Origin of the sequence: Kribbella sp. NPDC058693 (assembly GCF_042715335.1) — a bacterium.
GTDB classification, from domain to species: Bacteria; Actinomycetota; Actinomycetes; order Propionibacteriales; family Kribbellaceae; genus Kribbella; species Kribbella jiaozuonensis.
The window spans coordinates 555,158-578,353 of the sequence record NZ_JBHXSQ010000002.1 but is presented as its reverse complement, the minus strand read 5'-3'; the positions used below and the strand labels follow the sequence as shown (position 1 = coordinate 578,353).

Annotated in this window: 23 protein-coding genes; 6 read left to right on the top strand and 17 right to left on the bottom strand. The window is 68.4% G+C overall.

Annotated elements, in window-relative coordinates:
- Positions 1-2: 2 nt before the first annotated feature.
- The 5 genes from ACFWUU_RS12380 to ACFWUU_RS12360 form a co-directional block, all read right to left on the bottom strand.
- On the bottom strand, positions 3-320 hold the full coding sequence (locus ACFWUU_RS12380) for an SHOCT domain-containing protein (protein WP_380175133.1): 318 nt from the start codon (positions 318-320) through the stop codon (positions 3-5).
- 10 nt (positions 321-330) lie between these two features.
- Complete coding sequence (locus ACFWUU_RS12375; protein WP_380175132.1) at positions 331-777, bottom strand: DUF6325 family protein; 447 nt, start codon at positions 775-777, stop codon at positions 331-333.
- A gap of 85 nt (positions 778-862) precedes the next feature.
- On the bottom strand, positions 863-1,963 hold the full coding sequence (locus ACFWUU_RS12370) for a hypothetical protein (RefSeq protein ID WP_380175130.1): 1,101 nt from the start codon (positions 1,961-1,963) through the stop codon (positions 863-865).
- 1 nt (position 1,964) lies between these two features.
- Positions 1,965-3,560 carry a phospholipase D family protein gene (locus ACFWUU_RS12365; protein WP_380175128.1) on the bottom strand — a complete coding sequence of 532 codons (1,596 nt, stop codon included), beginning with the start codon at positions 3,558-3,560 and terminating at the stop codon, positions 1,965-1,967.
- Positions 3,557-5,626, bottom strand: a complete 2,070-nt coding sequence (locus tag ACFWUU_RS12360; RefSeq protein ID WP_380175126.1) for a phage holin family protein — start codon at positions 5,624-5,626, stop codon at positions 3,557-3,559. The genes ACFWUU_RS12365 and ACFWUU_RS12360 overlap by 4 nt, the downstream gene beginning before the upstream one ends.
- A gap of 236 nt (positions 5,627-5,862) precedes the next feature.
- On the opposite strand from ACFWUU_RS12360, the gene ACFWUU_RS12355 reads away from it, so the two are divergent.
- On the top strand, positions 5,863-7,011 hold the full coding sequence (locus ACFWUU_RS12355; protein WP_380175125.1) for an AI-2E family transporter: 1,149 nt from the start codon (positions 5,863-5,865) through the stop codon (positions 7,009-7,011).
- A 25-nt stretch (positions 7,012-7,036) separates the two neighbouring features.
- On the opposite strand, the gene ACFWUU_RS12350 is transcribed toward ACFWUU_RS12355, so the two are convergent.
- Positions 7,037-7,450 (bottom strand): hypothetical protein, encoded by a 414-nt coding sequence (locus tag ACFWUU_RS12350; protein ID WP_202877858.1) that lies wholly within the window; start codon positions 7,448-7,450, stop codon positions 7,037-7,039.
- Between the two features lie 165 nt (positions 7,451-7,615).
- Here ACFWUU_RS12350 and ACFWUU_RS12345 point away from each other — a divergent pair, with 165 nt between their 5' ends.
- Complete coding sequence (locus ACFWUU_RS12345; RefSeq protein ID WP_380175123.1) at positions 7,616-9,316, top strand: SulP family inorganic anion transporter; 1,701 nt, start codon at positions 7,616-7,618, stop codon at positions 9,314-9,316.
- Here the strand turns inward: ACFWUU_RS12345 and ACFWUU_RS12340 are convergent.
- The 3 genes from ACFWUU_RS12340 to ACFWUU_RS12330 are packed head-to-tail and all read right to left on the bottom strand — an operon-like array spanning position 9,310 to position 11,644.
- On the bottom strand, positions 9,310-9,789 hold the full coding sequence (locus ACFWUU_RS12340) for a DUF6069 family protein (RefSeq protein ID WP_380175121.1): 480 nt from the start codon (positions 9,787-9,789) through the stop codon (positions 9,310-9,312). The genes ACFWUU_RS12345 and ACFWUU_RS12340 overlap by 7 nt on opposite strands.
- Positions 9,786-10,352, bottom strand: coding sequence for a phosphatase PAP2 family protein (locus tag ACFWUU_RS12335; protein WP_380175119.1), 567 nt, complete (start codon positions 10,350-10,352; stop codon positions 9,786-9,788). Before ACFWUU_RS12335 ends, ACFWUU_RS12340 begins: the two co-directional genes overlap by 4 nt.
- A complete protein-coding gene (locus tag ACFWUU_RS12330; protein ID WP_380175117.1) occupies positions 10,349-11,644 on the bottom strand; it encodes a diacylglycerol/lipid kinase family protein in 1,296 nt (431 codons plus the stop codon). Before ACFWUU_RS12330 ends, ACFWUU_RS12335 begins: the two co-directional genes overlap by 4 nt.
- Positions 11,645-11,757: 113 nt before the next feature.
- Here ACFWUU_RS12330 and ACFWUU_RS12325 point away from each other — a divergent pair, with 113 nt between their 5' ends.
- On the top strand, positions 11,758-13,047 hold the full coding sequence (locus ACFWUU_RS12325) for a cation:proton antiporter (RefSeq protein WP_380175115.1): 1,290 nt from the start codon (positions 11,758-11,760) through the stop codon (positions 13,045-13,047).
- Between the two features lie 6 nt (positions 13,048-13,053).
- Here the strand turns inward: ACFWUU_RS12325 and ACFWUU_RS12320 are convergent, their stop codons facing one another.
- Complete coding sequence (locus ACFWUU_RS12320; RefSeq protein WP_137257077.1) at positions 13,054-13,533, bottom strand: hypothetical protein; 480 nt, start codon at positions 13,531-13,533, stop codon at positions 13,054-13,056.
- Between the two features lie 223 nt (positions 13,534-13,756).
- On the opposite strand from ACFWUU_RS12320, the gene ACFWUU_RS12315 reads away from it, so the two are divergent.
- Positions 13,757-14,575: a hypothetical protein gene (locus ACFWUU_RS12315; protein ID WP_380175112.1), complete on the top strand. Its 819-nt coding sequence runs from the start codon at positions 13,757-13,759 to the stop codon at positions 14,573-14,575.
- 107 nt (positions 14,576-14,682) lie between these two features.
- Positions 14,683-16,176, top strand: a complete 1,494-nt coding sequence (locus tag ACFWUU_RS12310; RefSeq protein ID WP_380175110.1) for a DUF2252 domain-containing protein — start codon at positions 14,683-14,685, stop codon at positions 16,174-16,176.
- Between the two features lie 80 nt (positions 16,177-16,256).
- Here the strand turns inward: ACFWUU_RS12310 and ACFWUU_RS12305 are convergent, their stop codons facing one another.
- From ACFWUU_RS12305 to ACFWUU_RS12295, 3 genes are all read right to left on the bottom strand, one after another.
- The gene (locus ACFWUU_RS12305; protein WP_380175108.1) at positions 16,257-16,757 is read right to left on the bottom strand and encodes a DUF1269 domain-containing protein; all 501 of its coding nucleotides are present in this window, start codon (positions 16,755-16,757) and stop codon (positions 16,257-16,259) included.
- A 128-nt stretch (positions 16,758-16,885) separates the two neighbouring features.
- Positions 16,886-17,761, bottom strand: a complete 876-nt coding sequence (locus ACFWUU_RS12300) for a hypothetical protein (protein WP_380175106.1) — start codon at positions 17,759-17,761, stop codon at positions 16,886-16,888.
- Positions 17,758-18,252, bottom strand: coding sequence for a SigE family RNA polymerase sigma factor (locus tag ACFWUU_RS12295; protein ID WP_380175104.1), 495 nt, complete (start codon positions 18,250-18,252; stop codon positions 17,758-17,760). The genes ACFWUU_RS12300 and ACFWUU_RS12295 overlap by 4 nt, the downstream gene beginning before the upstream one ends.
- 84 nt (positions 18,253-18,336) lie before the next feature.
- On the opposite strand from ACFWUU_RS12295, the gene ACFWUU_RS12290 reads away from it, so the two are divergent.
- On the top strand, positions 18,337-19,143 hold the full coding sequence (locus tag ACFWUU_RS12290) for an alpha/beta fold hydrolase (protein WP_380175102.1): 807 nt from the start codon (positions 18,337-18,339) through the stop codon (positions 19,141-19,143).
- On the opposite strand, the gene ACFWUU_RS12285 is transcribed toward ACFWUU_RS12290, so the two are convergent.
- The 4 genes from ACFWUU_RS12285 to ACFWUU_RS12270 all read right to left on the bottom strand — a co-directional run bounded on the left by ACFWUU_RS12285 (position 19,122) and on the right by ACFWUU_RS12270 (position 23,166).
- Positions 19,122-19,898 (bottom strand): phytanoyl-CoA dioxygenase family protein, encoded by a 777-nt coding sequence (locus tag ACFWUU_RS12285; RefSeq protein WP_380176845.1) that lies wholly within the window; start codon positions 19,896-19,898, stop codon positions 19,122-19,124. The genes ACFWUU_RS12290 and ACFWUU_RS12285 overlap by 22 nt on opposite strands.
- A gap of 120 nt (positions 19,899-20,018) precedes the next feature.
- The gene (locus tag ACFWUU_RS12280) at positions 20,019-20,831 is read right to left on the bottom strand and encodes a pentapeptide repeat-containing protein (protein WP_380175100.1); all 813 of its coding nucleotides are present in this window, start codon (positions 20,829-20,831) and stop codon (positions 20,019-20,021) included.
- Between the two features lie 38 nt (positions 20,832-20,869).
- The gene (locus tag ACFWUU_RS12275; protein WP_380175098.1) at positions 20,870-21,799 is read right to left on the bottom strand and encodes a tetratricopeptide repeat protein; all 930 of its coding nucleotides are present in this window, start codon (positions 21,797-21,799) and stop codon (positions 20,870-20,872) included.
- A gap of 32 nt (positions 21,800-21,831) precedes the next feature.
- Positions 21,832-23,166: a TolB family protein gene (locus ACFWUU_RS12270; RefSeq protein ID WP_380175096.1), complete on the bottom strand. Its 1,335-nt coding sequence runs from the start codon at positions 23,164-23,166 to the stop codon at positions 21,832-21,834.
- Positions 23,167-23,196 lie beyond the last annotated feature (30 nt).

The window sequence follows — 23,196 nt, the reverse complement described above, 5'->3', positions numbered from 1 at the left end:
CCTCAGCCTGCGAGGATCTTGGCTTTCTGTGCCTCGAACTCGGCATCGGTGAGAACCCCCGACTGCTTCAGTTCGCCCAGCGTCTTGAGCTGGTCCAACCGGTCGGAGGTGGCCGACGGCGGCGGCGCAACCGGCGCCGCGGCTACCGGCGCGGGCGGCGGCGCGGTTTGCTCCGCATAGGCCTCGTCGCGTGTGGCCGCGGTCTCGGCGTCGCGCTGGGCGAACTTGGCGTCCTGCCTGCGCTGGATCCGGCCGTGGACGGCGGTCGCGGTGCCCGCGACGGCGGCGGTCCTCACTATTCCTCGCAACAGTCCTGGCATCTCAGGCTCCTTAGGTCGTCGCTTCCAGGGATTCCAGGGCGTCGAGCACTTCCATCACGTCCTGGGCGGGGATGCGCCCGCCACCGATCAGCGTGCCGCCGGACTCGAGGGCCGCGGCAACGAACGGGATCGCCCAGGTGTTCTCGTAGAGGATCAGCGCTGCGAGTGTTCCCGGCTGCATCGCGTCGGCCACCTCGAGCAGGTCGTCCTCGGCCAGGATCCCGGAGCGGGCACCGGCGAGATCCGCGAAGCCGCCGGCCTGACCGGTGCCTTCGGCGAGGTCCACCCAGTAGACGGAGCCGTTGGCGTCCTTGCCGACCACCATCACGTCGTAGACCTGAACGATGCCGCGTTCGACCAGGTTCACGAGCTCCTCCGCGGCCCGGCCCGTGAGCCGGTTGCCGGTGAACTCGATGAGTATGTAGTCGATGGGTCCGTGAACCTCTGCCTCCGGCATGTCTCTCCACCCTCCCACGTCGTTTCCCGTTCGTCGCCACGATGCCGCGACCGCCCGGCGGCGTCATCACCCCGGCGGGATGAGCTCAACCGGCACGCTCGCCTCCGGCCGCCGCACGGTCGGGGTGTGCGACGCGATAGTCGGCGATCGGGCGGTACCGGTCGTAGAGCGTCGCGAGAATGCTGAACAGGAAGATGAAGAAGAGCGCGTCCACGAGGTGCAGTTGCCCCGGTCCCCTCGACAGCAGCACGTCGGCGACCACCACCAGTACGACGTTCACCGCGAAGACGATCCCGAACGAGACTGCCGCGGAGTTCCACGAGTAGCCACGCCTGGCCGCCCACAGCCCGATCGCGGCGTTGATCACCACGAAGACCGCGATGCCGAGGAACATCTGGACGCCGCTGGCGTCGACGCCAGGCAGCACCTGGCCGTAGATCACGCTGATCAGGCCGATCAGGAAGATCTTCTCCAACGTCGTCAGATCGAAGACCTTCCGGTGCGCGGCCTGGTACGCGGCGCGCTCGGACGCCTCGTCGATACCCGCCGGCAACGGATCGGCACGGAACCTCCACGACCAGTCGGCCGGACTCAGCCGCGGACGCACGAAGAAGTACAGCACCGCGAGCAGCACGAGGATCGCGACGACGAGGGTCGGCAGGAACCATGGGACGTCCCGGATCGTGTCGGTCAGGTCGAGCTTGGCGATGTGGATCCAGTACTCCTGCGGCAGTTTGACGAAGATCCAGATCGCAGCGGCGACGATCACCCAGAACTTGAAGGTGTACCGCAGCGGATTCCGCCGGGTCCGCACCGATTCGTACGCGATGAAGAAGTACTCGAACGTGTTCGGGAACAGCAAGAGCAGCAGCCGGATACCGGTGGCCTCGAACGCGACGACGCCGATCTGCCGGAAGAAGAACAGGAAGCGGCTGATCTTGACCGCCCCCGGATGGGTCCAGTTCCGCAGGCTCGCCAGGTAGGCGATGGACAGGTAGAAGACGTCCATCGCCTTGTCGTAGCTCTGGTAGAACGGCGGGTCGAATCCGAACGTCTGGAAGATCGTCTGGTCGACACCGTCGAGCAGCAGGCAGGCGATGATGGCCGGCAACGGGAACATCGGGATCAGCAGCGGCAGCGCGAAGCGCGCGAGGACCACACTCCAGAACACGACCTCGACACTCATGTCAGAACTCCCCACGCCGACGCATCCCGCGAGGCCTGCCGTCGGGGTCGTAGACGAGCCGGTACAACGGTTCCGCCCAGAAAGCCTGGAAACGGCTGATCGGTTGCGTGTGGTGCGGACGGATCTGCCCCGGTGGCCGCTCACCTGTTCGGCCCGCGGCGTACCAGGCATCCAGGTCCGCCGCGGTCTGTTGCCACAGCCCGAAGCCCGTCTCGAGGTCGAGCTTGGCCAGGCGGTCACGCGGCATACCGAGGTGCTCCGACCACACCTCCAGCCGGAGCTCCCGGGCCAGCCGACGGGTGCCCTCGGCAACCAGATCGCGGTCTTCGAGGGTCCCGTCCAGAACGGCGCAGGTGAGTTCGCTGTCGCAGGTCCATGACCGCCGGTTGAAGTTGTCCGAGCCGCAGGTGAACCACACGTCGTCGACGATGCAGATCTTCGCGTGCACGTAGATCGGAGCGCCCGCGCCGTTCTCCAGGTTGTAGATCGCGACCCGCTCGGGCGCCGTGCGCCGCAACATCCGTACGGCGCGCAGCTGGCCGAAGCGGGCCGGCGGACCACTCAGTGCCCCGTCGGCATCGGGGTACCGCGGTACGACGATGATCACGTGCAACCCGGGCCACCGCTCGAGGGCGTCGTGGATCCCCTCCGCGATCAGCTCCGACCACAGGTACTGGTCCTCCAGATAGATCAGCTTCCGCGCATTGCCGAACGCCTTCAGGTACGCGCGGGCGATGCTCCGCTCCCCCAGCGGCGCGAACGGATAGCCAGGACGTTTGTGGGCATACGTTCGCAACACCTGTACGGCGTGCGGCCCGGCCGGCGGCGGATCGGGGAACGACTCCGGCAGCGACTTCGGATGGCGCGGCATCCGGGCCAGCCGTTGCACGACCATCCGGTACGGCGTCCGGCGGTCGAGCGGGTGGCCGTCGTCCCAGCGCTCGACGACGGTCCGGAGCAGATCGCCGACGACCGGTCCGCGGATCTCGAGCGCCGCATCGTGCCAGGGGGTCTGGTCGCCGTACCTGCGGTCCATCGGTGCCTGCTGAGGATCACCGAGATGCTCGCCGTCGTCACGGCGCTGGTGGGACAGGTCGATACCGCCGACGAACGCGACGTCCAGCTCCGGCCGGCCCTTGCGCCGGATCACGAACAGCTTCTGGTGATGCGACGCCAGCCGCCGGACGCGCTGGTCGAGCAGTACCTCGGCGCCCGCCTCGTTGAGCTTCGTCCCCAGGCGCCGGTTCTCCCGCGCATTGAACTGCAGATGGTCCGAATGGGATCGCCACAGCAGTGCCCTGATCTCGATCCCCGACCGGGCCAGATCGGCCAGCACAGTGCCGATCGTCGGACCTTCGGGCAGCAGCTTCTCGTCCGCGTCACCACGCCAGTCGGTGAAATAGACCCGGTCGCCGGCGTGCAGTGCGCACAGTTCCTCGTACAGCCGGCGGAAGTACGTCGCGCCGTGGATCAGCGGCCGGACCAGGTTGCCGTCGACCCAGGATCCGTCCACGTCCCCGACCCGGTCGATGTCCGTACCGGGATTGCCGCGCTCGTCCGGTCGCAGGAACCATTTCCCGGCTGTGTGGTCGGTCATCGTGACACCCCTCGGTCGAGTGTTGCGTCCTGACCTCCCGGGTTGCTCATCCTCCGCGGGTGAGTCCCGCTGCGTTGTCCGTGCTGTTCGAGATAGCCGACGAGCACGCGATGGAGCTCGTCCGCGCCACGGATCGGCTGGTCCGGGATCACCAGGTCGGGCGGGGCGAGGAGCAACGCCCGGCCCTGCCACCCGCCCAGTCCCCCGTGGCTGCCGACCAGTCCCTCGAACGCGGAGACCTCGCCGGTGTCGTGGTCGACCGAGCTGTTGACGTACAGGTCAGGTGCCTCAGGCATCGACACCGCTCTCAGCAGGTCCGCCGGGATCAACGGCCCGAAGGGGGCCAGCGGGTCATCCCCTGTCACCTTCGAGTCGGCCAGCCGGTGGACCCCCGAAGGTCCGACGACCAGCGGTCCGTGCTCCTCGCTCATCACTGCGACAAAGGTGACCCCGTCGTGGTTCACCAAGCCCGGGATCAGGGCCGGCCAGCGACCGGTGAGCTCCTCCAGCGTCAGCCGCTGCTCCTCGGCGGCGTACACCAGGCCGAGGTTCCCCGACCCCAGGACGACCAGGTCCGAATTGCTGGTGACTGTCGGCGGTGCGGACCGGCGCTGCACCCGGCCGGCGGCGTTGTGGGCGACCCGTCCCGTCCCGCTATCACCGCCGGCGAGGTCGGCGAGCAGACCGTTCAGGCGCCCCCAGCCCTCGACGGGCTGCTCGACCGCTTCGACGCGTGCCGCGGTCAGCTGCGAGCAGACGGCAGCGAGATCGACGCCGAACCGGTCGGCGAAGATCGCGCCCTGGGACTGGCCATGGTCGGACAGAACGACCAGCCGGTACGGGCGCGGTGCGGCCTCGGCAACTGCCTCCAGGCAGGCGAGCACGTGATCGAGCCGGTCGAGCGCGGCCAGCGACTCCGGCCGCAGTGCACCGGCATGATGAGCCACCTCGTCGTAGTCGACATAGTCGACGTACACGGACCGGGTGCCGCGGATCATCTCCTCGGCCACCAAGGCAGTGTTGAGATCCCGCAGTACGACGTTCGTCACCGCCCGCATGCCGGCGAAGAGCCAGCCGCGGTGTCCCCGCGGACGTACGTCGCGCCGTCGTTGCCGCCGGGCCTCGAACCGCTCCCGGCCGATCTCTGCGATCGCCCCGAACAGACTGCCCGCGAACCCGTCCGGCCTGGCCAGATACCAGGCGACCCGACGACGGGTGTCGGCCGAGCCACGGCTGATCTCGAGCTTGCTCATCGTCAGCACCGATCTCTCGGCGTCACCGCTGAAGAGGTTCGAGATACTCACACCGCCGTCGGCCAGGAGACCTCGACCGTCCGACGCGCGGCGCTCGATCTCGGCGGCGTCGGCGGCCCGGTTCGCCACCAGCACCCGCCCGAGCGCCCGGTCGTACCAACGGAAAGCAGGCACGCCGTCGATCCGGCCGTGCAGGATCCCCAACTGACTGGCGGGCGTGGTTGGGGGCAGCACCGGCGTCCACTCCACCAGGCGGTAGCCGCCGTCACGGATCCAGCGCCCCACAGTGGGCAGAGTTGCGGCCAGCAATTGCCAGCGCAGTACGGGGAACGGCACGCCGTCCAGCTGAACGAAGATCACGCCAGGAACCTCGGGATCGTCGACAGTTATCCGCCGCCGCCTGGTTCGACGGACAAGAGCCGCGGTAAAGGCTTCCGGCGTACCGGAGGTGCAGAGCCACGCCACGATCGTCGTCGCGGCCGCAGCGATCCACGCCGCGATCAGCACCACCCAGAACGAGTCCGCCTCGACGCCCGGGATCAGCGACAGCGCCGCTGCAAGGATCACGGCCTGGCCGACTATTGCCAGCAGCAGTACCGCGAGCCATCCGATCGCCGCACTCGCGACGACGAGCAGCGGGCGCACCAGCGCGCCGACCAGCAATGCGGCCGCTGCCGCGGCGAGCAGTTGCGGGAACGACGAGAACCGCAGGCCCGGTAGCACGGCCGCGGCGAGCGCCAGGGCCAGGACCGAGGTGACGTAGGTGGCCGCGATCCGGCCGAGATCGCCGGTACGGACCAGCGGCGTGGACACGGCTAGCCGGCCGTCACTGGCGGATCGAATCGAGCGCGCGATGGTCGGTCATCTGTGGTCACCCTCTTGCTCGTTCCCCGACGGACGTCGAGTGCGCGTCGACAGTAGGGCCGCACGGACCGGCTGCGCGTCACCCTTGGCGGACGACGTCGAGGATCATCCCGGGCGGGTGATGCCCGCCAGGCCGATCTGAGCGACTTTCGAAGCCACGATGGGTCGGGAGGGAGGGTGCGACGATGTCCGCAGACTCCACGCAGCCCCCCGACGTCCCGTCGCCATCAGCCCTGCCGCGCGGAGTCGTCGTACTCCTCGGCACGGCAGCCGCCATCCTGACGGCCGCCGGCCTGCGCGGCTTCGCGGGCATCGCCGGACCCGTCTTCCTCGCGCTCATCCTGACGATCGCCGTGAGTCCTCTGCGCCGGCTGCTGGTCAGGCAAGGAATGAAGGTCTGGATCGCCTCGCTGATCGCGCTCGTGGTGGTGAACGCCTTCCTGCTGGGTATGGCGGCCGCGCTGGCCCTCTCCGTCGCCAAGCTGGCGACGCTGCTCCCGACGTACCAGGAGAGGTTCACCGCTCTGGTCGACGATGTCCGTGGCTGGCTCGCGGACCGTGGAATCGGCACCGAGCAGATCCAGGCGGCCCTGCAGAAGATCGACCTCGGGAAGTTCTTCGACGTCCTGCAAGGCTGGCTGTCCGGACTCCTCGGGGTCGTCTCGAACCTCGGTTTCATCATCGTCGTGCTGTTCTTCATGGGCCTCGACGCGAGCGCCTTCTCGGAGCGCCTGCGGGAGGCGGCCCGGGTCAGGCCGGACATCAGCTCCGCCCTGACCGGCTTCGCCCGCGGTACGACGCGCTACCTGGTCGTGTCCACGGTCTTCGGACTGATCGTCGCCATCTTCGACGTCGGCGTCCTGTACCTGCTGGACATCCCGCTGCCCTGGCTGTGGGGGCTGCTGGCCTTCATCACCAACTACATCCCGAACGTCGGGTTCTTCATCGGCGTCATCCCGCCCGCGCTGCTCGGGCTGCTCGACCACGGCTGGGCCACGCTGCTGTGGGTGATCATCGCCTACAGCGTCATCAACTTCATCATCCAGTCGATCATCCAGCCGAAGGTCGTCGGCGAGGCGGTCGGGCTGTCGACGACGCTGACGTTCCTGTCCCTGGTCTTCTGGGCCTGGATCCTCGGCCCGCTGGGCGCCGTACTGGCGATCCCGCTCTCGCTCCTGGTCAAGGCGCTACTGCTGGACGCCGACCCCTCCACCCGCTGGCTCGGCGGCCTCATCTCCGGCGACCAGCTCCCCGAGGACGCCCCGCCCGTCGAAGAAGAGGAAGAAGCAGCAGACCTCCCACCCACCGAGGTCGCCACCGAGCAGGTCGGATAAGTCGGATACGGAGGCCGCCCGGGGTTCAGGTACGGCGTTCTGCGCGGCCCTGGGTCACGGCCCAGATGACCCACACGCAGAGCGCGATCACCACGATCGACCACACCGGCTGGTACGGGATGAAGAAGAAGTAGTCGAGCGCGGTCAACCCGGCGACGACGATCGCGACCACGCCGGCCCAGCCCTTGTTCATGAAGAGGCCGAATCCGACCACCACGACCGCGAGGCCCAGCACCAGGTGGATCCATCCCCACGCGACGGTGTCGAGGTCGAACGCGTAGCGCCGGGAGACGACCAGGTAGTCGTCGTCGAGGATCGCGGCCATGCCCGCGACCATCGAGAACGCACCGACCATGACCATGATGCTCGCGGCGAACGCGATCCCGCCCACCGCACCGCTCGACACGTCGTGCCGCTCGTCCATATCGCCGTACGTCATCGTGCTCGGCCTCCCTCGTCGTTGCTCACCACGATGCCCGCGGATCCCGGCCGCCACATCGTCCGACCGGGGTGAGATATCGGCGCGGATTCGGACCTAGGCTCGCAGCCGATCCCGGGTGAGGAGACCCCGGACGCGGAGGGAGACGGCGTGAGTGGTCATCGCGTGAGCGCTCGTCCGGTACTGCGGTGGCTGCGGTCGGTCCGGCCGGAGCGACGGAGTCTGCGGGCCGACGTGATCGCGGGTCTACCGGGCGCGATCAGCAGTGTCCCCAACGGGATGGCGTCGGCGGCTTTGATCGGGGTGAACCCGATCCACGGGCTGTACGCGAGCTTCGCCGGTCCGGTCGCCGGCGGGCTCGCGACGAGCAGTCAGCTGATGGTGGTCACGACGACCACGGCCGGGGCCCTCGCCGCCGGATCGGCCCTGGAGGGCGTCGATGCGGCGGACCGGCCGCAAGCCCTGCTGCTGTTGACGATCATCGCCGGCCTGGTGATGATCCTGGCCGGGATCGCACGACTCGGGCGCTACACCCGCTTCGTCTCGCACTCGGTCATGACCGGCTTCCTCACCGGGATCTCGGTGAACATCGTCCTCAGCCAGCTGCCCGGACTGACCGGCGCCGAGGCCTCCGGGCAGATCGCCCTCGCCAAGGCGGTGGACGTCGCCATCCATCCCACCCGGATCGATATCCCCTCCCTGCTCGCGGGGCTGGGTGCGCTCGGAATCCTCATCGGCCTGTCCCGGACCCGGCTCTCGGCGGTGAGCGCCTTGGTTGCGTTGGTCATCCCAACGGTTGGCCTGGCGGTCGCCGGCGCCGGCGACGTGGCGCTCGTCAAGGACACCGGCCAGATCCCCCGCGGTATTCCGCTGCCGCAGCTGCCCGACTTCGGCGAGCTGTCGTTTCCCCTGGTCACCGGAGCGTTGGCCGTCGCGGCGATCGTCCTCGTGCAGGGCAGCGGTGTCGCCGATGCCGCGCCGAACCTGGACGGGACCGCCTCGAAGGCGAACCGCGACTTCGTTGCCCAGGGCATCGGGAACCTCGCGGCCGGATTCTTCCGCGGTCAACCGGTGGGCGGGTCGGTCGGTCAGACCGCCCTGAACCGGACCGTCGGCGGCCGCACCAGGTGGGCGGCGATCCTTTCCGGGCTGTGGATGGTGGTGATCCTGGTGGCCTGCGCGGGCGTGATCGGACTCGTCGCCATGCCCACGCTGGCCGCCATCCTCATTTACGCGGCGGTGAAGTCGCTGAAGCCGCGCGAGGTGGCAACGATTCTGCGTACCGGACCGACCTCTCAGATCGCGGTGATCACGACGTTCTGCGCGACCCTGTTCCTGCCGGTCTCGGCCGCGGTAGGTATCGGCGTGTCACTCTCGCTACTGTTGCAGCTCAACCAGGAAGCCATGGACCTGAAGGTCGTGCTGCTGAGGTCCGCCGGCGACGGCCGGTGGACCGAGCACCCGGCTCCTTCGAACCTGCCCAGCCATCAGGCGACCGTCCTCGACGTCTACGGGAGCCTGCTGTACGCCGGCGCACGCACGCTGCGGGTCAAGCTGCCCGACCCGGGCGGCGCCGAGGCACCGGCCGTCGTACTGCGGCTGCGCGGCCGGACCGCCGTCGGCGCGACGTTCGTCAAGGTCGTGGACGACTACGCCGTCGCGGTGGAGGCCGTCGGCGGCCGGTTGTACCTCAGCGGCGTCGACTCCACCCTCGCCGAACTCCTTCGTCGTAGCGACCGGCTGGACGGGTCCGATCCGGTCGGCATCTTCGAGGCCACCGAGCTGGTCGGGGAATCGACCGAGCGGGCATTGCGGGCGGCCGAGGCCTGGGCGCTCCAGCACCGACCAGAAAGCACCGATCAATAGCGGGCCTGCGGGTAACCCGGACCGGTACGGCGGGTCCGCGTCGCCGACCGCGCCGCACCGCTCACCAGCGTGCCGATCGCGATCCCGACCGCGAGGTTGATCACCGCGGTCGCAACCTTCGACGACGTCGAGCCGTTGGTGACGAACGGCGCGAAGGCCGCCGCGAGCGTCGCCAGAGCGATGATCCACCCGAAGAACCTGAGCGGCCGGGGCGTGGAGATCACCAACAGGTGCATGAGCCCGGTGGCCAGCAACGCCGCGAGCGCGCACCACAGCGCGTACTTCGGTGTGTCCGCGTCTCCCCAGGTGCCCTCGCCTTCGGGTGCGAGGACAGGTACGTCGAAGACGCCGCGGGCGACCAGGATGCCGACCACCGCGATCAAGCCGGCAACGACGGCAGTAGCCGCGCCTCCGGCCCACAACCGACCGGCGTCCACCGCGTGCGCACCGCCTTGCGTGGGTTGAACTGTCATGACGTGCGCTCCTTGTGTTCCGTCTCAAGGGCCAGCCGGCCTGCCAATCGCCCGATGAGCGCTCCGACCGTCGCCCCGACCACGACGTCACTCGGGTAGTGCACGCCCGTATAGATCCGCGAGAACGCGACGACCGACGCTGCGACCCGCAGGATCGGTCTAAGCGCGGGCAGGACCTCTCCGACCGCAACGGCGAAGGCAGCAGCGGATGCCGAGTGCCCGGACGGAAAGGACCCCGAGGTGGGCATCCGCACCCACCGCTGCACGGGTACGCCGAGGCGTACGCGGTTGGGCCGACGACGTACACCTGCCGTCTTCTTCATCGGCTGGTTCACCACCAGGGACGCGGCCCCGATCGCCGCGACCCCTGCGGCCGCAGCCCGCCGACCCCGTGGGCCGCCGACCAGGGTGAGTACACCGGCAATCAGGAACCATGGCTTGGAGAAATCGGCGAAGTCCGACACCCGCCGCAGCGGCTCGTCCAGGACCGGCGTGGACAGCTGCGCCACCGACCGGTACAGCGCACGGTCGTAACGAGCCAGACGACGCGGCGAGGCGGTCACCCAGCGGTCCCCGTCACCACGTGTTCGCGGTCCCGGCCGAGGACGATGCGCACCAGCTGGACGAGCCCGGCGCGCAGCCCCTCGGGAACGGTCGCCGACGGCGATGAACCCGGGTGCTGGTGGGCGATCCGGACGCGAAGAACTCCCGGCCGGATCGCGAACCGCAGCGGCGCGTCGAGGACGAGTGCCTCTCCGTCGACGCCGGCCGGCAGCGGGCGATCGGCCTCCACCTCGAACGTCGGAGCGGTCCACTCTCGCCACGGGCGCTGAAGGCGGCGTTGATCGCCGTCCGCAGGCGCCCCCAGGACGGTGATGCCGAGCAGACCGTCATCGATGCGTGGACGGGTACCGGATCCGATCGCGCGACCGAGCCGGTAGCGGTTGTTGGACACGAGTACGGCGGCACCGCCGCGATGATCGTGACCGCCCGGGCCGGTCCAGCGCATGTCGAGATCGCTGCCACTCTCGCCCAGCGCGTCGGGCACCGTGTCGAGGATGGTCCGCATCTTGGCATCGCGATAGCCGCTGCGTTGGACCGCTTCGGCGTACAGGCCGAGTGACACGTTGTTCACGAACACGCGGCCGTTGACCTCGGCGAGGTCGACCAATCGCTCACCGCCGTCGACGAAGGCGTCCAGCGCACCGACCACGTCGTCCCGGTCGACCCCGAGATCGAGCGCGAAGTGGTTGCGGGTGCCGGCCGGAACGCAGGCGTACGGCAGCGAGAGTTCAGCGGCGACCGAGGCAACGATCGCCTGCGAGCCGTCCCCGCCGGCCATCGCGAGCCCGTCGGCGCCGCGCGCGACCGCTCCCCGGACGAGGGTTTCGAGATCGTCACCGAGCTTCAGCTCGATCGGCTCGATACCGCGGTCGCGCGCTTCCTTGGCCAAGGCGAACCGTTCCGCCTTTCCGCCACCGGATTTCGGGTTGTAGAACAGCACCGCATGCTGCGGTGCCGTTGCAGGCGGCAGATCCACATGAGACGTAAAGGCGGCGCGAGTCGCGGCCAGAGTGACCAGGAGCCCCACCAGGACCAGCAGGTCCACGCCGAACTTCCCACCCACAACGATGAAGATCACCACGCCGGCGAGCGCGACACCGGCCACGTACAAACCGGCCAGGCGCGCTATCCCCCGTCGCAACGCGCCGTACCAGGCCGCCACCGCAGCGATCACCACACAGGCCAACACACCGAGCCCACGCGGGAACTGATTCACAGAATTCACCACGCCGAGCACGAGCGTCGCCGCCCCTACCACCAGCGCCACAACCGCCGCAACCCGCCGCCTCATGGAACCCATCCTGTGCGGCTGCCACCGCCACTACATCCCACAGCCGGGATGAGGTGCTCCCCCGAACGCGATGTCACGGTGCAGGCAGTCCGATACACGACGGAGGCGGCGCGGTGACCGAAGCCACGTTCGCAGTGCTCGCGCTGCTGGTCCTGGCCTGGGCGGTGACCTCGGACCTCCTGGCCCGGGCGAACATCACCGGTCCGCTGGTTTTCACCGCTGCCGGCTTCGTGCTGGGCAACCCGGACTGGGGACCCCTCAAGGTGCACGTCGAGGCCCCATCGGTCCACCTGCTGGCCGAGCTGACCCTTGCGATGCTGTTGTTCTCGGACGCCTCCAGAGTCAACCTCTCCGGACTGAAACGGGACATCAACCTGCCCGTGCGTCTGCTCGGCATCGGACTTCCGCTCTCGGTGATCGTCGGCTCACTCTTAGCGGCCTGGCTCTTCGACGACTTCACCTGGGCACTCGCAGGCTTCGTCGGCGCCACACTGGCTCCGACCGACGCGGCTCTCAGTGCCCAGGTCGTCAACGACCAACGGATACCCATGCGGCTGCGTCGCGCACTGAACGTGGAGAGCGGACTCAACGACGGCATCGTGACACCGATCGTCACGTTCACGCTCGCGGTTGCCGCGGGACAACTCGGCACAGCGCACGAGGGCGACGCCTCCACAGACGGGAGCGGGGCGCTACTCGAGCTCGCGATCGGCCTCGGCGTCGGCGTAGTGGTCGGGCTCGGAAGCGGCAGGCTCCTGACCTACGGATCCCGCCGCGACTGGGTCAGCACCGGCGCGGGACGGCTCGGCACGTTCGCCGGCGCGCTCAGCAGCTTCGCCCTGGCCGTCGCCTTGAGCGGCAACGGCTTCATCGCGGCGTTCGTGGCCGGGATCGCCTTCCGGGCGGGACTCGACGAGGACGTCATCGACGCGGACAACGTCATCGAGCTGCCGGAACTCGTCGGCGAGATCCTGGCGTTCGCGGTCTGGTTCCTGTTCGGCGCCGCGCTGGTGCCGTTCCTCGTCCACAACTTCGACCTGCCGCTCCTCGCGTACGCCGTACTGAGCCTGACCGCGGTCCGCATGGTCCCGGTCGCCCTGGCGCTGCTGGGGAAGGGTTTGGACAGCCAGACCGTCCTCTTCGTCGGATGGTTCGGGCCTCGTGGTCTCGCGTCCGTGGTCTTCGCGTTGCTGGCGATCGAAGAACTCGGCGAGAACGAGGTGGTGGAACGCGCCGTCGCCGCCGTCGCTCTCACCGTGCTGCTGAGCGTCGTACTGCACGGAATCTCGGCCGGGCCGCTCGGACGTCGTTACGTCAGGCTCGAACAAGCAGAGGACAGTCCGGGTCCCGGACCTCGGTCACGACGCTCCCCACATCACCACCTCAATAGCGACCTGCGCTGATCCGGATCAGTGCGGAGGCCTGCGCCGATCGGCGGTGGTGAGCTGAGCTTCCTCGTCTCTGGTCCATGGTGCTTCGTCGATCCCTCCGAGCTGGTCGCGTACGTCGGACCACCGGGCAGTCAGGGCGTACAGCACAACGACGTCCAGCACGATCATCAGCACCGACCAGACCGGGTAGGCGCCGAGCCAGAGGATCTGTACGACGGCATGCAGGCTGACGAGCAGGATCGCCGTGATCCTGGCCCACGTCCGCGCCGCGATCAGACCGGCGCCGACGGGCATCAACAGCAGTCCGAAGATCAGCAGGATCCATCCCCAGCCGGTCACGTCCACGAGGACGAGCTTGCTCGGCGTGACCACCAAACGCTCGTCGGAGAACAGCGCGACAAGCCCCTCGAAGACGTTGACCAGTCCGATCACCATCAGCACCGCACCGGCGAACACCACGACGCCGGTCATGGCCGCCCCGACCTTTTTCGCAGCCATCTCTGTATCTCCTCTCGCTGCGTCGGCCGACCGCCGGAGTCGGCGACGGCTCGCACCTGGATGCTGACTCCCGCCACCCGGCAGGCACCTCACCCCGGGAGGATGAGTCCCGGCTACTCGCTGTCGCCGTACGTCCCGATCGGTCGGTTCATCCGCCGGGGGTGAGGTTCCGTGCGCCGGCGGCAGCGACGATCGAGCCTGGCCGACAGGCGAGGAGGCGCAGATGAACCTCGTCTGGGCTGCTCTGGTCAGCGTCCTCGCGACCGCCGTCACCGTCACGGCGATGCTCCTCGTGCGCAGGCGGGCGCCGCAGGGAGGCCACTTCAGCGATGGTGACCGTGCCTCCGGAGTCTTCGGTGTGCTCGCCACCGGATTCTCCGTGCTGCTCGGTTTCATCATCTTCCTGTCGTTCAGCTCGTACGACCAGTCACGAACCGGCGCCGAGACCGAGGCGACGATCGTGGCGCAACAGGTCCAAACGGCCCAGTTCCTTCCGGCCAGGACCGAGCTCACCGGCGAGCTGATCTGCTACGCGCGGTCCGTCGCCGGGGTCGAGTGGGATGCCCTGGACACCGGCACGCTCGGGAACTCCGTCAATCCGTGGGGCGTCGAGATGTACCGGACGATCTCGGCCGTCGCCCCGCGGACGCCGGTCGAGCAGTCGGCGTACGACCGCTGGATGGACCAGACCGCCGCCCGGGAACAGGCCCGCATCGACCGCGTGCACGGGGCGGAGGGGATCATCCCGGCGCCGGTGTGGCTGGTCCTGTCGGTCATCTCCGTGGTGATCTTCGGGTACCTGCTGTTCTTCGCCGACCCGGCCGAGGGCGCGGTGACGCAGGGCCTGCTGATGGGCAGCGTGACGATGGTCATCACGCTCTTACTGTTCCTGCTCGTCTTCTTCGACCATCCGCACGGCGAAGGGGTGGGCAGGCTGCAGCCGACCGCCATGGTGCGAACCATCAGCCAGATCGATGCCTCGCTCAAGCTGGTCGGGCTCCACGTCACCCCTCCGTGTGACGAGCACGGCAGCCGACGCTGAAGAAGGCCCGGTGATCGTTCAGCAGGGATGATGCGGCAGTCAGGGTGCTGGTGAATCGTCGGCTGAGTACACGCAACCCAGGGGTGGGAAGAGAAGGGCGGCCGATCATGTCGACGACAGTTGAACATCTGACTCTGGACGAGCGGAGCGCACGCGGCGTGCAGGCTCGCACCCGCGCGATGCCGGACAGTCATGCCGGGTGGAAGCCCGCCTCGGACCGGCCGGACCCGGTAGCACTCATCGAGGAGCAGAATCTCCGGCGGGACGCGGACCTGGTTCCGGTCCGGCACGGCCGGATGATGGCCTCGCCGTTCACGTTCTATCGCGGTGCCGCCAGGATCATGGCCGCCGACCTGGCCGACACGCCCACCTCCGGTCTCCAGGTCCAGCTGTGCGGGGACGCCCACCTGTCGAACTTCGGCGCGTTCGCCTCGCCGGAGCGAAATCTGGTGTTCGACATCAACGACTTCGACGAGACCCTTCCGGGCCCGTTCGAGTACGACGTCAAGCGGCTGGCCGCGAGTCTCATGGTCGCGGCCCAGAACAACGGCTGCTCGGAGTCGGACGCACGTGCGATCACGAAGGCCTGTGTCACCTCCTACCGGGAGTCGATGGCCGAGTTCGCCGGCCTCAAGACTCTCGACGTGTGGTACGCCCACCTTGCCGAGGACCAGATCAAGCAGTCGATGGCCGCGTTCCTGTCCGGGGCCGACAGCAACGGCAAGGGATCCAAGAAGGGCAAGCGCAAGGGCAATCGCGAGGAGGACGGCATCAGCGGGCTGACGCCGAAGCAGGCGAAACAGGCCCAGAAGCGGTTCGAGAAGAACGCACTGAAGACGCACTCCCGGACCAGTGACCAGGCGCTGTCCAAGCTCGGCGAAGAGGTCGACGGCCGCTACCGGATCGTCAGTGTCCCGCCGGTGATCGTCCCCGTGCGCGACCTGCACACGACGTACGGCGTTGAGCCGGGAGAACTCGAGCAAACCGTCTTCGGTCTGTTCCGGGACTACCGTTCCACCCTCCGGCTCGACCTCCGGCAGCTGCTGCAGCGCTTCGAGGTCGTCGACTGGGCCCGGAAGGTCGTCGGCGTCGGCAGTGTCGGAACGCGCGCGTTCATCGTCCTCCTGCAGGGCCGTGACGCCGGCGATCCGCTGTTCCTCCAGGTGAAGGAAGCCACCAGGTCGGTGCTCGAAGGAACCTTGCGCAAGAGCGCGTTCAAGCAATCGGGCGAGCGGGTGGTCCAGGGCCAGCGAATGATGCAGGCCAACAGCGACATCTTCCTGGGCTGGTCCAAAGGGGTTCAGGCCGACCGCTACTTCTACTGGCGCCAACTGCGCGACATGAAAGGCTCGGCACTCGTGGAGCTGATGGCACCCGCGGCGCTGGCCTGGTACGGCCGCACGTGCGGGTGGACGCTGGCCCGTGCACACGCACGAACCGGCGACCCGGTGTCGATCTCGGCGTACCTCGGCGACGACGACGGCTTCGACAAGTCGATCACCGACTTCTCCGAACGCTATGCGGCCCAGAACGACCAGGACTTCGCCGATTTCGCCAAGGCCATCGCCTCGAACCGGATCGAGGCCATCCCGGACGTCTGACCACCCGGGTCGACAGCTCGGCCGGCGTGCGGATCCCGGAGCACGTCCGGTCGAGCTGGGGCTTCCCGGGTCAGCCCGGACTACTTGGCCGCGTTCTTGACCTCGGTCGCACTGTCCGCGTCGACCTCGTGCTTGGTCACCTTCTCCGCGTGCGACAGCGCCTTGTCGACGTCGGTGACCCAGGTTTCCTCGAACAGCGCCACGATGCCCGAGCTGTTCGCCGGCAAGGAGTCCTCGACGTCGGCCTTGATCGCCGCCTTCTCCCGGTGGGACTTGAGACCACCGATGCCGAGACCCGCTCCCGCACCGACCGCCGCACCGGCCAGCAGGCTCGGTGGGAAGATCAGGCCGATGACCGCACCGCCGACTGCACCCCAGGCAGCGCCCTTCCGGGCCGTGTGGAAGTCGTCGTCGACCTTGATCTTGCCGTCGGCGCCGCGGCTGATGAGGACCAGCCCGTCGACCTTGATCAGATCGTCCGAAGCGGCTTGCTTGATCGTGTCCCAATCGACGCGCGCCGCCGCCGCATCGGTGTACGCGGCGATGTACAGGGCGACGGGAGCCTTCATGTCAGATCCCACGGGTCTCTCCTTTGATCACGCGACCGCGGCCGCACCCGAGTCCTAGGCTCCTCACGATGCCTCCGGCGCCGAGGTGCGGCGTCACCCCGGGCGGACTAGTCGGCCTTCAGGGCGTCGCTGACCCCTGATCAGGTGCTGATCTTGAACTTCGGCGACATCGCCAGCTCGGCCAGTTGGCGGGTGCTGAAGACCGGTTGCGTCAGCGGCGATCGGCCCTCGCGGTCGGTCTTCCTGGATTGGGCGAGGACCACGACGGTGCCGTCGTCGTAGCGGTAGGCGGCCCACTGGTCGTAGCTGTGGTGGCCCTTGGCGGTCACCACGCCGACCTTCTTGCCGCCGATGTCCATCACAGTGCAGGTACCGGACCCACCCCAGAACTCCCCCGCCAGCTTGCACGGAGTCGTCGCCGGTTTCCCGGTGGGTGTGGTCGCCTGCACCAGCAACTGGCCGAGCCGGTTGTCGTTCTGGACCGGGATGATGGCCTGGTACTCCCAGTAGTCCTGCTCCCCGTCATTCGACGCGTACTGCGCCTGCGGCCATCTCATCGCGCGGCCGTCCGGGTACTTCACATCCGGCGTGCTGAAGCCCGTCGGCACGGACGAGCTGAGGTCCTGCATCAACGTCACGGCCCGATCGGCGCGCGGACCCGCGCTCGCCGTCCGGTCCACCTGGCCCTCCGGCCACGGGTCACCGGACTTCCGCGCCGTCGGCACCTTCGGCAGCACGGTGGAGGTCGCACGCGGCGTCGGCACTGACGGCGACGCACTGGGGACGCCGGCCACCATCTGGCCCGTCGACCGGCCACCCGTGTGGTGCGCGACCAGTACGGGACCGGCCCCGATGCCAACCACCAGCGTGGCGACGGCGGCCGCGGCCAATACCGCCGCACGCCGCTTGCGCGCCCGGCGGGCCTGATCGAGAGCACGCGCAGGATCCATCGACGGCGGCGGGCTGCTCCGCACCATCACGTCGTGCAGCGCCTCGCTGAGATCGTCTTCGTTCATCGCACCTTCTCCTCTTCCAGCAGACCGCGCAGCGTCGCCAGCCCGCGCGCGGCCTGGCTCTTGACATTTCCTGCCGAGCAATCGAGCAATGCCGCCGTCTGCTCGACGGACTGGTCCTCCCAGTACCGCAGGACGAGGACGGCGCGTTGCCTCGGCGGCACCTTCGCGAGCGCCTCCAGCAGCACGAGCCGTTCGTCGGCAAGGCCGGAGGACGGCGACGCCCGATCGGTCTCCGCGGACCCGACCGACTCGTGCCGGAACCACCCCCGGCGCCGCTCGGACAGGAACGTGCGTACGAGCGTCTGCCTGGTGTAGCTGTCCATTGCCTCGTGCCGCTGGATCCGGCGCCAGACCAGGTAGATCTTCGTGAACGTCTGCTGGACCAGGTCCTCCGCTCGATGCCAGTCGCCGCACAGCAGGTACGCCGTGCCTCGCATGGCGTCCGACCGTGCAACGAAGTACGCCTCGAATGCGGCGTCCCTGTCACTCATCTGTCCTCCCCGTCCTCGGTACCGGGTTAGACACGCCTATGGGTGCAAAGTTGGTTGCATCGCCTCGACAAGGATGTGGTGAGGATGACGGCTTCGAACGGTTGGCCGGTCGTGCTGCTTCACGGGTGGCCGGTCACAGAGAGGCACTGGGACAGTCTGCTGCCGCTCCTGAGTGGGAGTGGTTTCGCGCCGGTTCCGGTCGCGCTGCCGGGGCTCGGTACGCCGGTGGGGAGCGCGACCGGCTTCCGGAAGAGCGACCTCGCCGACCACCTCATCGACGAGCTCAGCAACCGCGGGCTGACCCGCTTCTCCCTGGTCGGCCACGACTGGGGCGGCACGGTCGCCCTTCTCCTGGCCGCTGCCATGCCCCAGGCGGTGAACGCGCTCGTGATCGAGGAGGAGATCCTCCCCGGGATCGACGTCGACATCCCGGCACCTGGCGCCGACTATTACCCGACCTGGCACGGACCGTTCAACCGCACCCCCGGCCTCGCCGAGCAGCTCGTCCCGGGACGAGAGGACGCGTACTACGGAACCTTCCTCCGCCAGAGCGCCGGCCCGGCCGGACTGGACCCGGACACGCTCCGCTCCTACATCGACGCCTACACGACGGCCGACGCGCTGGAGGCCGGGCTCGGCTACTACCGAGCCCGGGCCGACGACATCACCGACGTCCGACGACTCCAGGCGAAGCCGATCCACACACCCGTGCTCGCGCTCGGAGGCCGCTACGCGATGGGCACCGCCGTCGCGGACGGCCTCCGAACGCTGTCGACACAGGTCACGGGCCTCGTCCTGGAACAATCCGGCCACTACCCCGCCGAACAAGAACCCGAACCCGCGGCCGAAGCCATCGTCGACTTCTTGAGTCAGATCGGCAGCGGGTCGTAGTTGGCGCCGAACGGCGCGTCGGGCCGAGCGAACTCGCCCATCAGGGCACGCCGCAGCGGTGTGGTGCGCTCGAGGAACTCGGGGTCGTTGCTGAGGCGGTCGGCCGGGCGGACCCACGGCGGGCTGTAGACGTAGTGGGTGGTGAACCGGTCGTAGTCGCCGTCGTGGCGGAAGGTCCGGTGCCAGACGCCGTTGTGGAAGACCAAGGCGGAGCCCGCCTCGGCGCAGATGACGTGGCCGATCGCGATGTCGCCCTTGTTCTTCCGGATGGAGTCAGGCAGCGGGACCCGCGAGCGATGGCTGCCGGGGATCAGTTCCATGTTGCCCATGCCGGGCACGGTCTGATCGGTGAGCAGGTACGACACGCGCAGCTGGATCAACGGAACCGGGTAGCCCAGGTCCTTGAAGTCGAACGCGGACGAGCCGTCCTGGTGCCAACCGCCGTTCCCCGCGTGCGCCGGTTGCATGGTGTTCCAGCCTGCCTGCAGGACGAATCGGTCGCCGAGCAGGCCTTGGACCTTCGGAAGTACGTCGGGATGATCGATGAGCCGCTCGAGCACCGGCTCGCTCTCGTACGTCCGGCCGATCTGCCCGAACTCGCGGTCGCGGCTCTCGTGCAGACGCTGCGACACGTCGTACGCCTCCGCGGCCTCGTCCTTGGTCAAGACGTTGGGGATCAGGAAGTAACCCCACGACTCGAAGATGAAGCGGTCGGTCTCGGTCAGCTGCCCTTTGTCTACGACGGGATCAAGCATCACTCAGCCCTCTTCGTCAGGTTGTCACCGCGGATGGTTGCGGACGCCATCCAATTCTGGCCCACTCGTATACCGATAAACATCCGATGCCCGGATGCGGTCAGCGGCCGAGACGGGCGGCTAGGACCAGCGCGGTGGGCGGATCAGCCGGTCCGGGAGCGTCGTGCCGGCGTCGCCGCGGGTCGCGTTGACCTGCATCTGGGTCAGGAAGATGCTCCGCGCGAGGTGTGCGCCGCGTACGTCGGTGTCCCGCAGGTCGGCGCCGATGAGATCAGCGGAGGTGAGGTCGGCGCGCCGCAGGTCGGCGCCGATCAGGTAGGAGCTGCGCAGGTCAGCGCCCCGCAGATCGGCGCCGACCAGGTCCGCACCCATGAGATCCGCGCCGCGTCGGTTCAGCGGGGTGGCCGATACGCCGGCCCGGACGAGCTCGCTGGTCCGGAGCAGCAGGTCGTTGATCCGTGAACGGTGGGCGAGGACGTCGAGCGCCGTCAGCGACTCCGGGCTGCCGAGAGCCAGCTGTTCGGTGTCGTCGGTCGCATGCCTGAGCGGACCGTGAAGCGAAGGTGCCAGCTCGAGGGCCTCGGTCAGGTACCAGAGCAGCTCGTGCAGCAGCCGCACTACCGAGAACACCTCGAACATCTGCGCGCCGGAGTCCGCCGCCTGCCGCCAGTCACGGCCGCCGAAGGTGATCTGCGTGACCTTCTGACCGGCGCCGAAGCAGTCGTACACGGTGCAGCCCGGGAAGCCGCCGTCGCGCAGCCGCGCGTGGATACCGCAGCGGAAGTCGTGTTTCAGGTTCGGGCACGGTTGGCCGGCCGGCTTGTCGATGGCGAAGTCGGCGGACGCGGTCATCGCGAGCGCCACGCAGCACAGGCCGACACACTGCGTGCAGTCGGCACGCAGGTCAGGGCGTCGTACGGGCCGGTCGGGCATATCCCTGTCGAGGCTAGAGCGTGCCGCCGCAAATCGCATCAGCCGCGCCGCTGCGTCATCGCCTCTCGTGCACAGGCGGCGGCCAAGGGATGCCCGGAGTCGATGGCGAGCTGGTACGCCGACTCGGCACCGTCGAGATCGCCCCGATCCTGACGAAGCACGCCGAGATTGAACGCGGCCTTCGGCGCCATGTCAGCGTGCCCGGACTCGATCACCAACAGGAAGGCCGACTCCGCGCCGGCAAAGTCCGCCCGACCGTGACGCAGCACCCCGAGATTCACCGCCGCCTGCGGAGCCTGGTCGGCATGCCCGGAGTCGATCACCACTTGATACGCCAGCTCCGCGCCGTCGAAATCGCCCCGGCCTTCGCGCAGTACGCCGAGATTGACCGCCGCCTTCGGTGCGAGGTCGGCGTGGCCGGAGTCGATCGCGACCAGGTACGCCAGCTCCGCGCCGGCGAGATCACCCCTTCCCTCGCAGAGCACCGCGAGGTTGATCGCTGCCATCGGCGCCATGTCAGCGTGTCCGGACTCGATCGCCAGCCGATAGGCGCGCTCCGCGCCAACGCAGTCGCCCCGGCGCACGCGGAGTACGCCGAGGTTGACCGCGGCTCTCGGGGCCTGGTCGACATGGCCGGAGTCGATCGCCACCTGGTAGGCGCGCTCCGCGCCGTCGGGATCGTCACGCAGTACGCCGAGGTTGACGGCGGCCATCGGGGCCAGGTCCGCGTGGCCGGAGTCGATCGCCACCTGCAGCGCCTGCTCGGCGCCGGCGAAATCGCCCCGGCCCTCGCGGAGTACCCCGAGGTTCACCGCCGCCATCGGGGCGTGGTCCGCGTGCCCTGAGTCGATCGCGAGCTGATACGCCCGCTCCGCCCCGACGAAATCGTCCCGATCCTCACACAGGACCCCGAGATTGAACGCAGCCTTCGGCCCGAGGTCGGCGTGCCCGATCTCAACCGTCGTCATCACCACACCCCCCGACTACCTCGAATCATTCTTCACCTGATGTGTGCGGAGCTCCAGAGATACGTGTCGTATCCGGAGGTGCCACCACCGGGCGCCAGCGTCGTCGCGTCAGAGTCGAACGCCACGTGCTGTCCGTCGTCGGAGATCGCCGGGCCGTGGCTGCCGTTGCGGCCGTTCACCTGCGTCTGATCCTGGCCGGAGGTGATCCAGAGGAGCGACCTGGTCCTCCGGTCGAGCCGGAACACGTCGCTGATCTCCCCTTCGTCGGTGCGAGTCAGGCGAGCTGTCGACCCGTAGGTCACATACCGCCCGTCTGCAGAGATATCGGTCCGGAAGCCGGCGCCGATCGCCAGTGCCGGCTGGCCCAGGTGGTCGACGGAAACCAGCTCGAGTCGATCGGTGCGGAGGTCGCGAAGCCAGACGTTCGGAACCGGATCCATTCCCGGCAGCCACCCGATGACGGTGAAGACCACGAACCGTCCGTCGTTCGAAATCGACGGCTTCCCGGCCTCGAGAGAATCCGACCGCGGGTCGACCGTGACACCGCGCGAAACCACGCGAGTCCTGTTCGTATCGCGGTCCCGTACGGCGACCTCGGTATTGGAAGCGAAGGCGACGAAGCGGCCGTTCGCCGAGATCGCGGGATCACTCGACGAATGGGTCGACTGCAGCCCGCCGGCGGTCAGCGAAACGCGTTCGGTCCGAGCGCGGTCGAGGTCCCGTACGAAGACATCTGCGGTCTGGTTCGTATCGCCGGCGACCAGGTTCGTCGATGCCGACGTGAACACCACATGCAGACCATCGGCCGAGATCTCCGGCTGGTGCGCGCCTTGGTCCGCCTGGCCGCTGCGCCCGACGGAGACCAGCGTCGTACGTCCGGTCCGCAGATCGCGAACGAAGACATCCGGGCTGTTGTTGGTGTCACCGGGCAGCAGGTTCGAAGCGTCGGAGTTGAAGGCGACGAACCGCCCGTCAGCCGAGATCGAACCTTGGCTGCTCTCCTGGTTTCCCTGGATCCCGCCGACCCCGACCGATGCAAGCGTCGTACGGCCGGTCTTGGTGTCGCGGACGAAGACATCCCGTTGACCGTTGGTGTCGTTGGGGACGAGATCGGTCGCGTACGACGAGAAGACGACGTACCGCCCGTCACCCGACACTCCCACGCCCTTCTCCGTCCCAGGGAACAAGCCGGCGTTGCCACCACCTCCAGCAGCTCCGACCGACACGAGGCCGATCGTGCCCTGATGCCGATCACCGTCGGCCGCCGCCGGCACAGCGACCGCGCCCACCGGTACTGCGGCTACTGCAAGCACTGCAAGAGCAGTACGAATCGGTCGACGGTCTTTGATGGTGTGAAGAAGTGTCACGATGTCCCCCCTTTGGACACCTGCTAGATG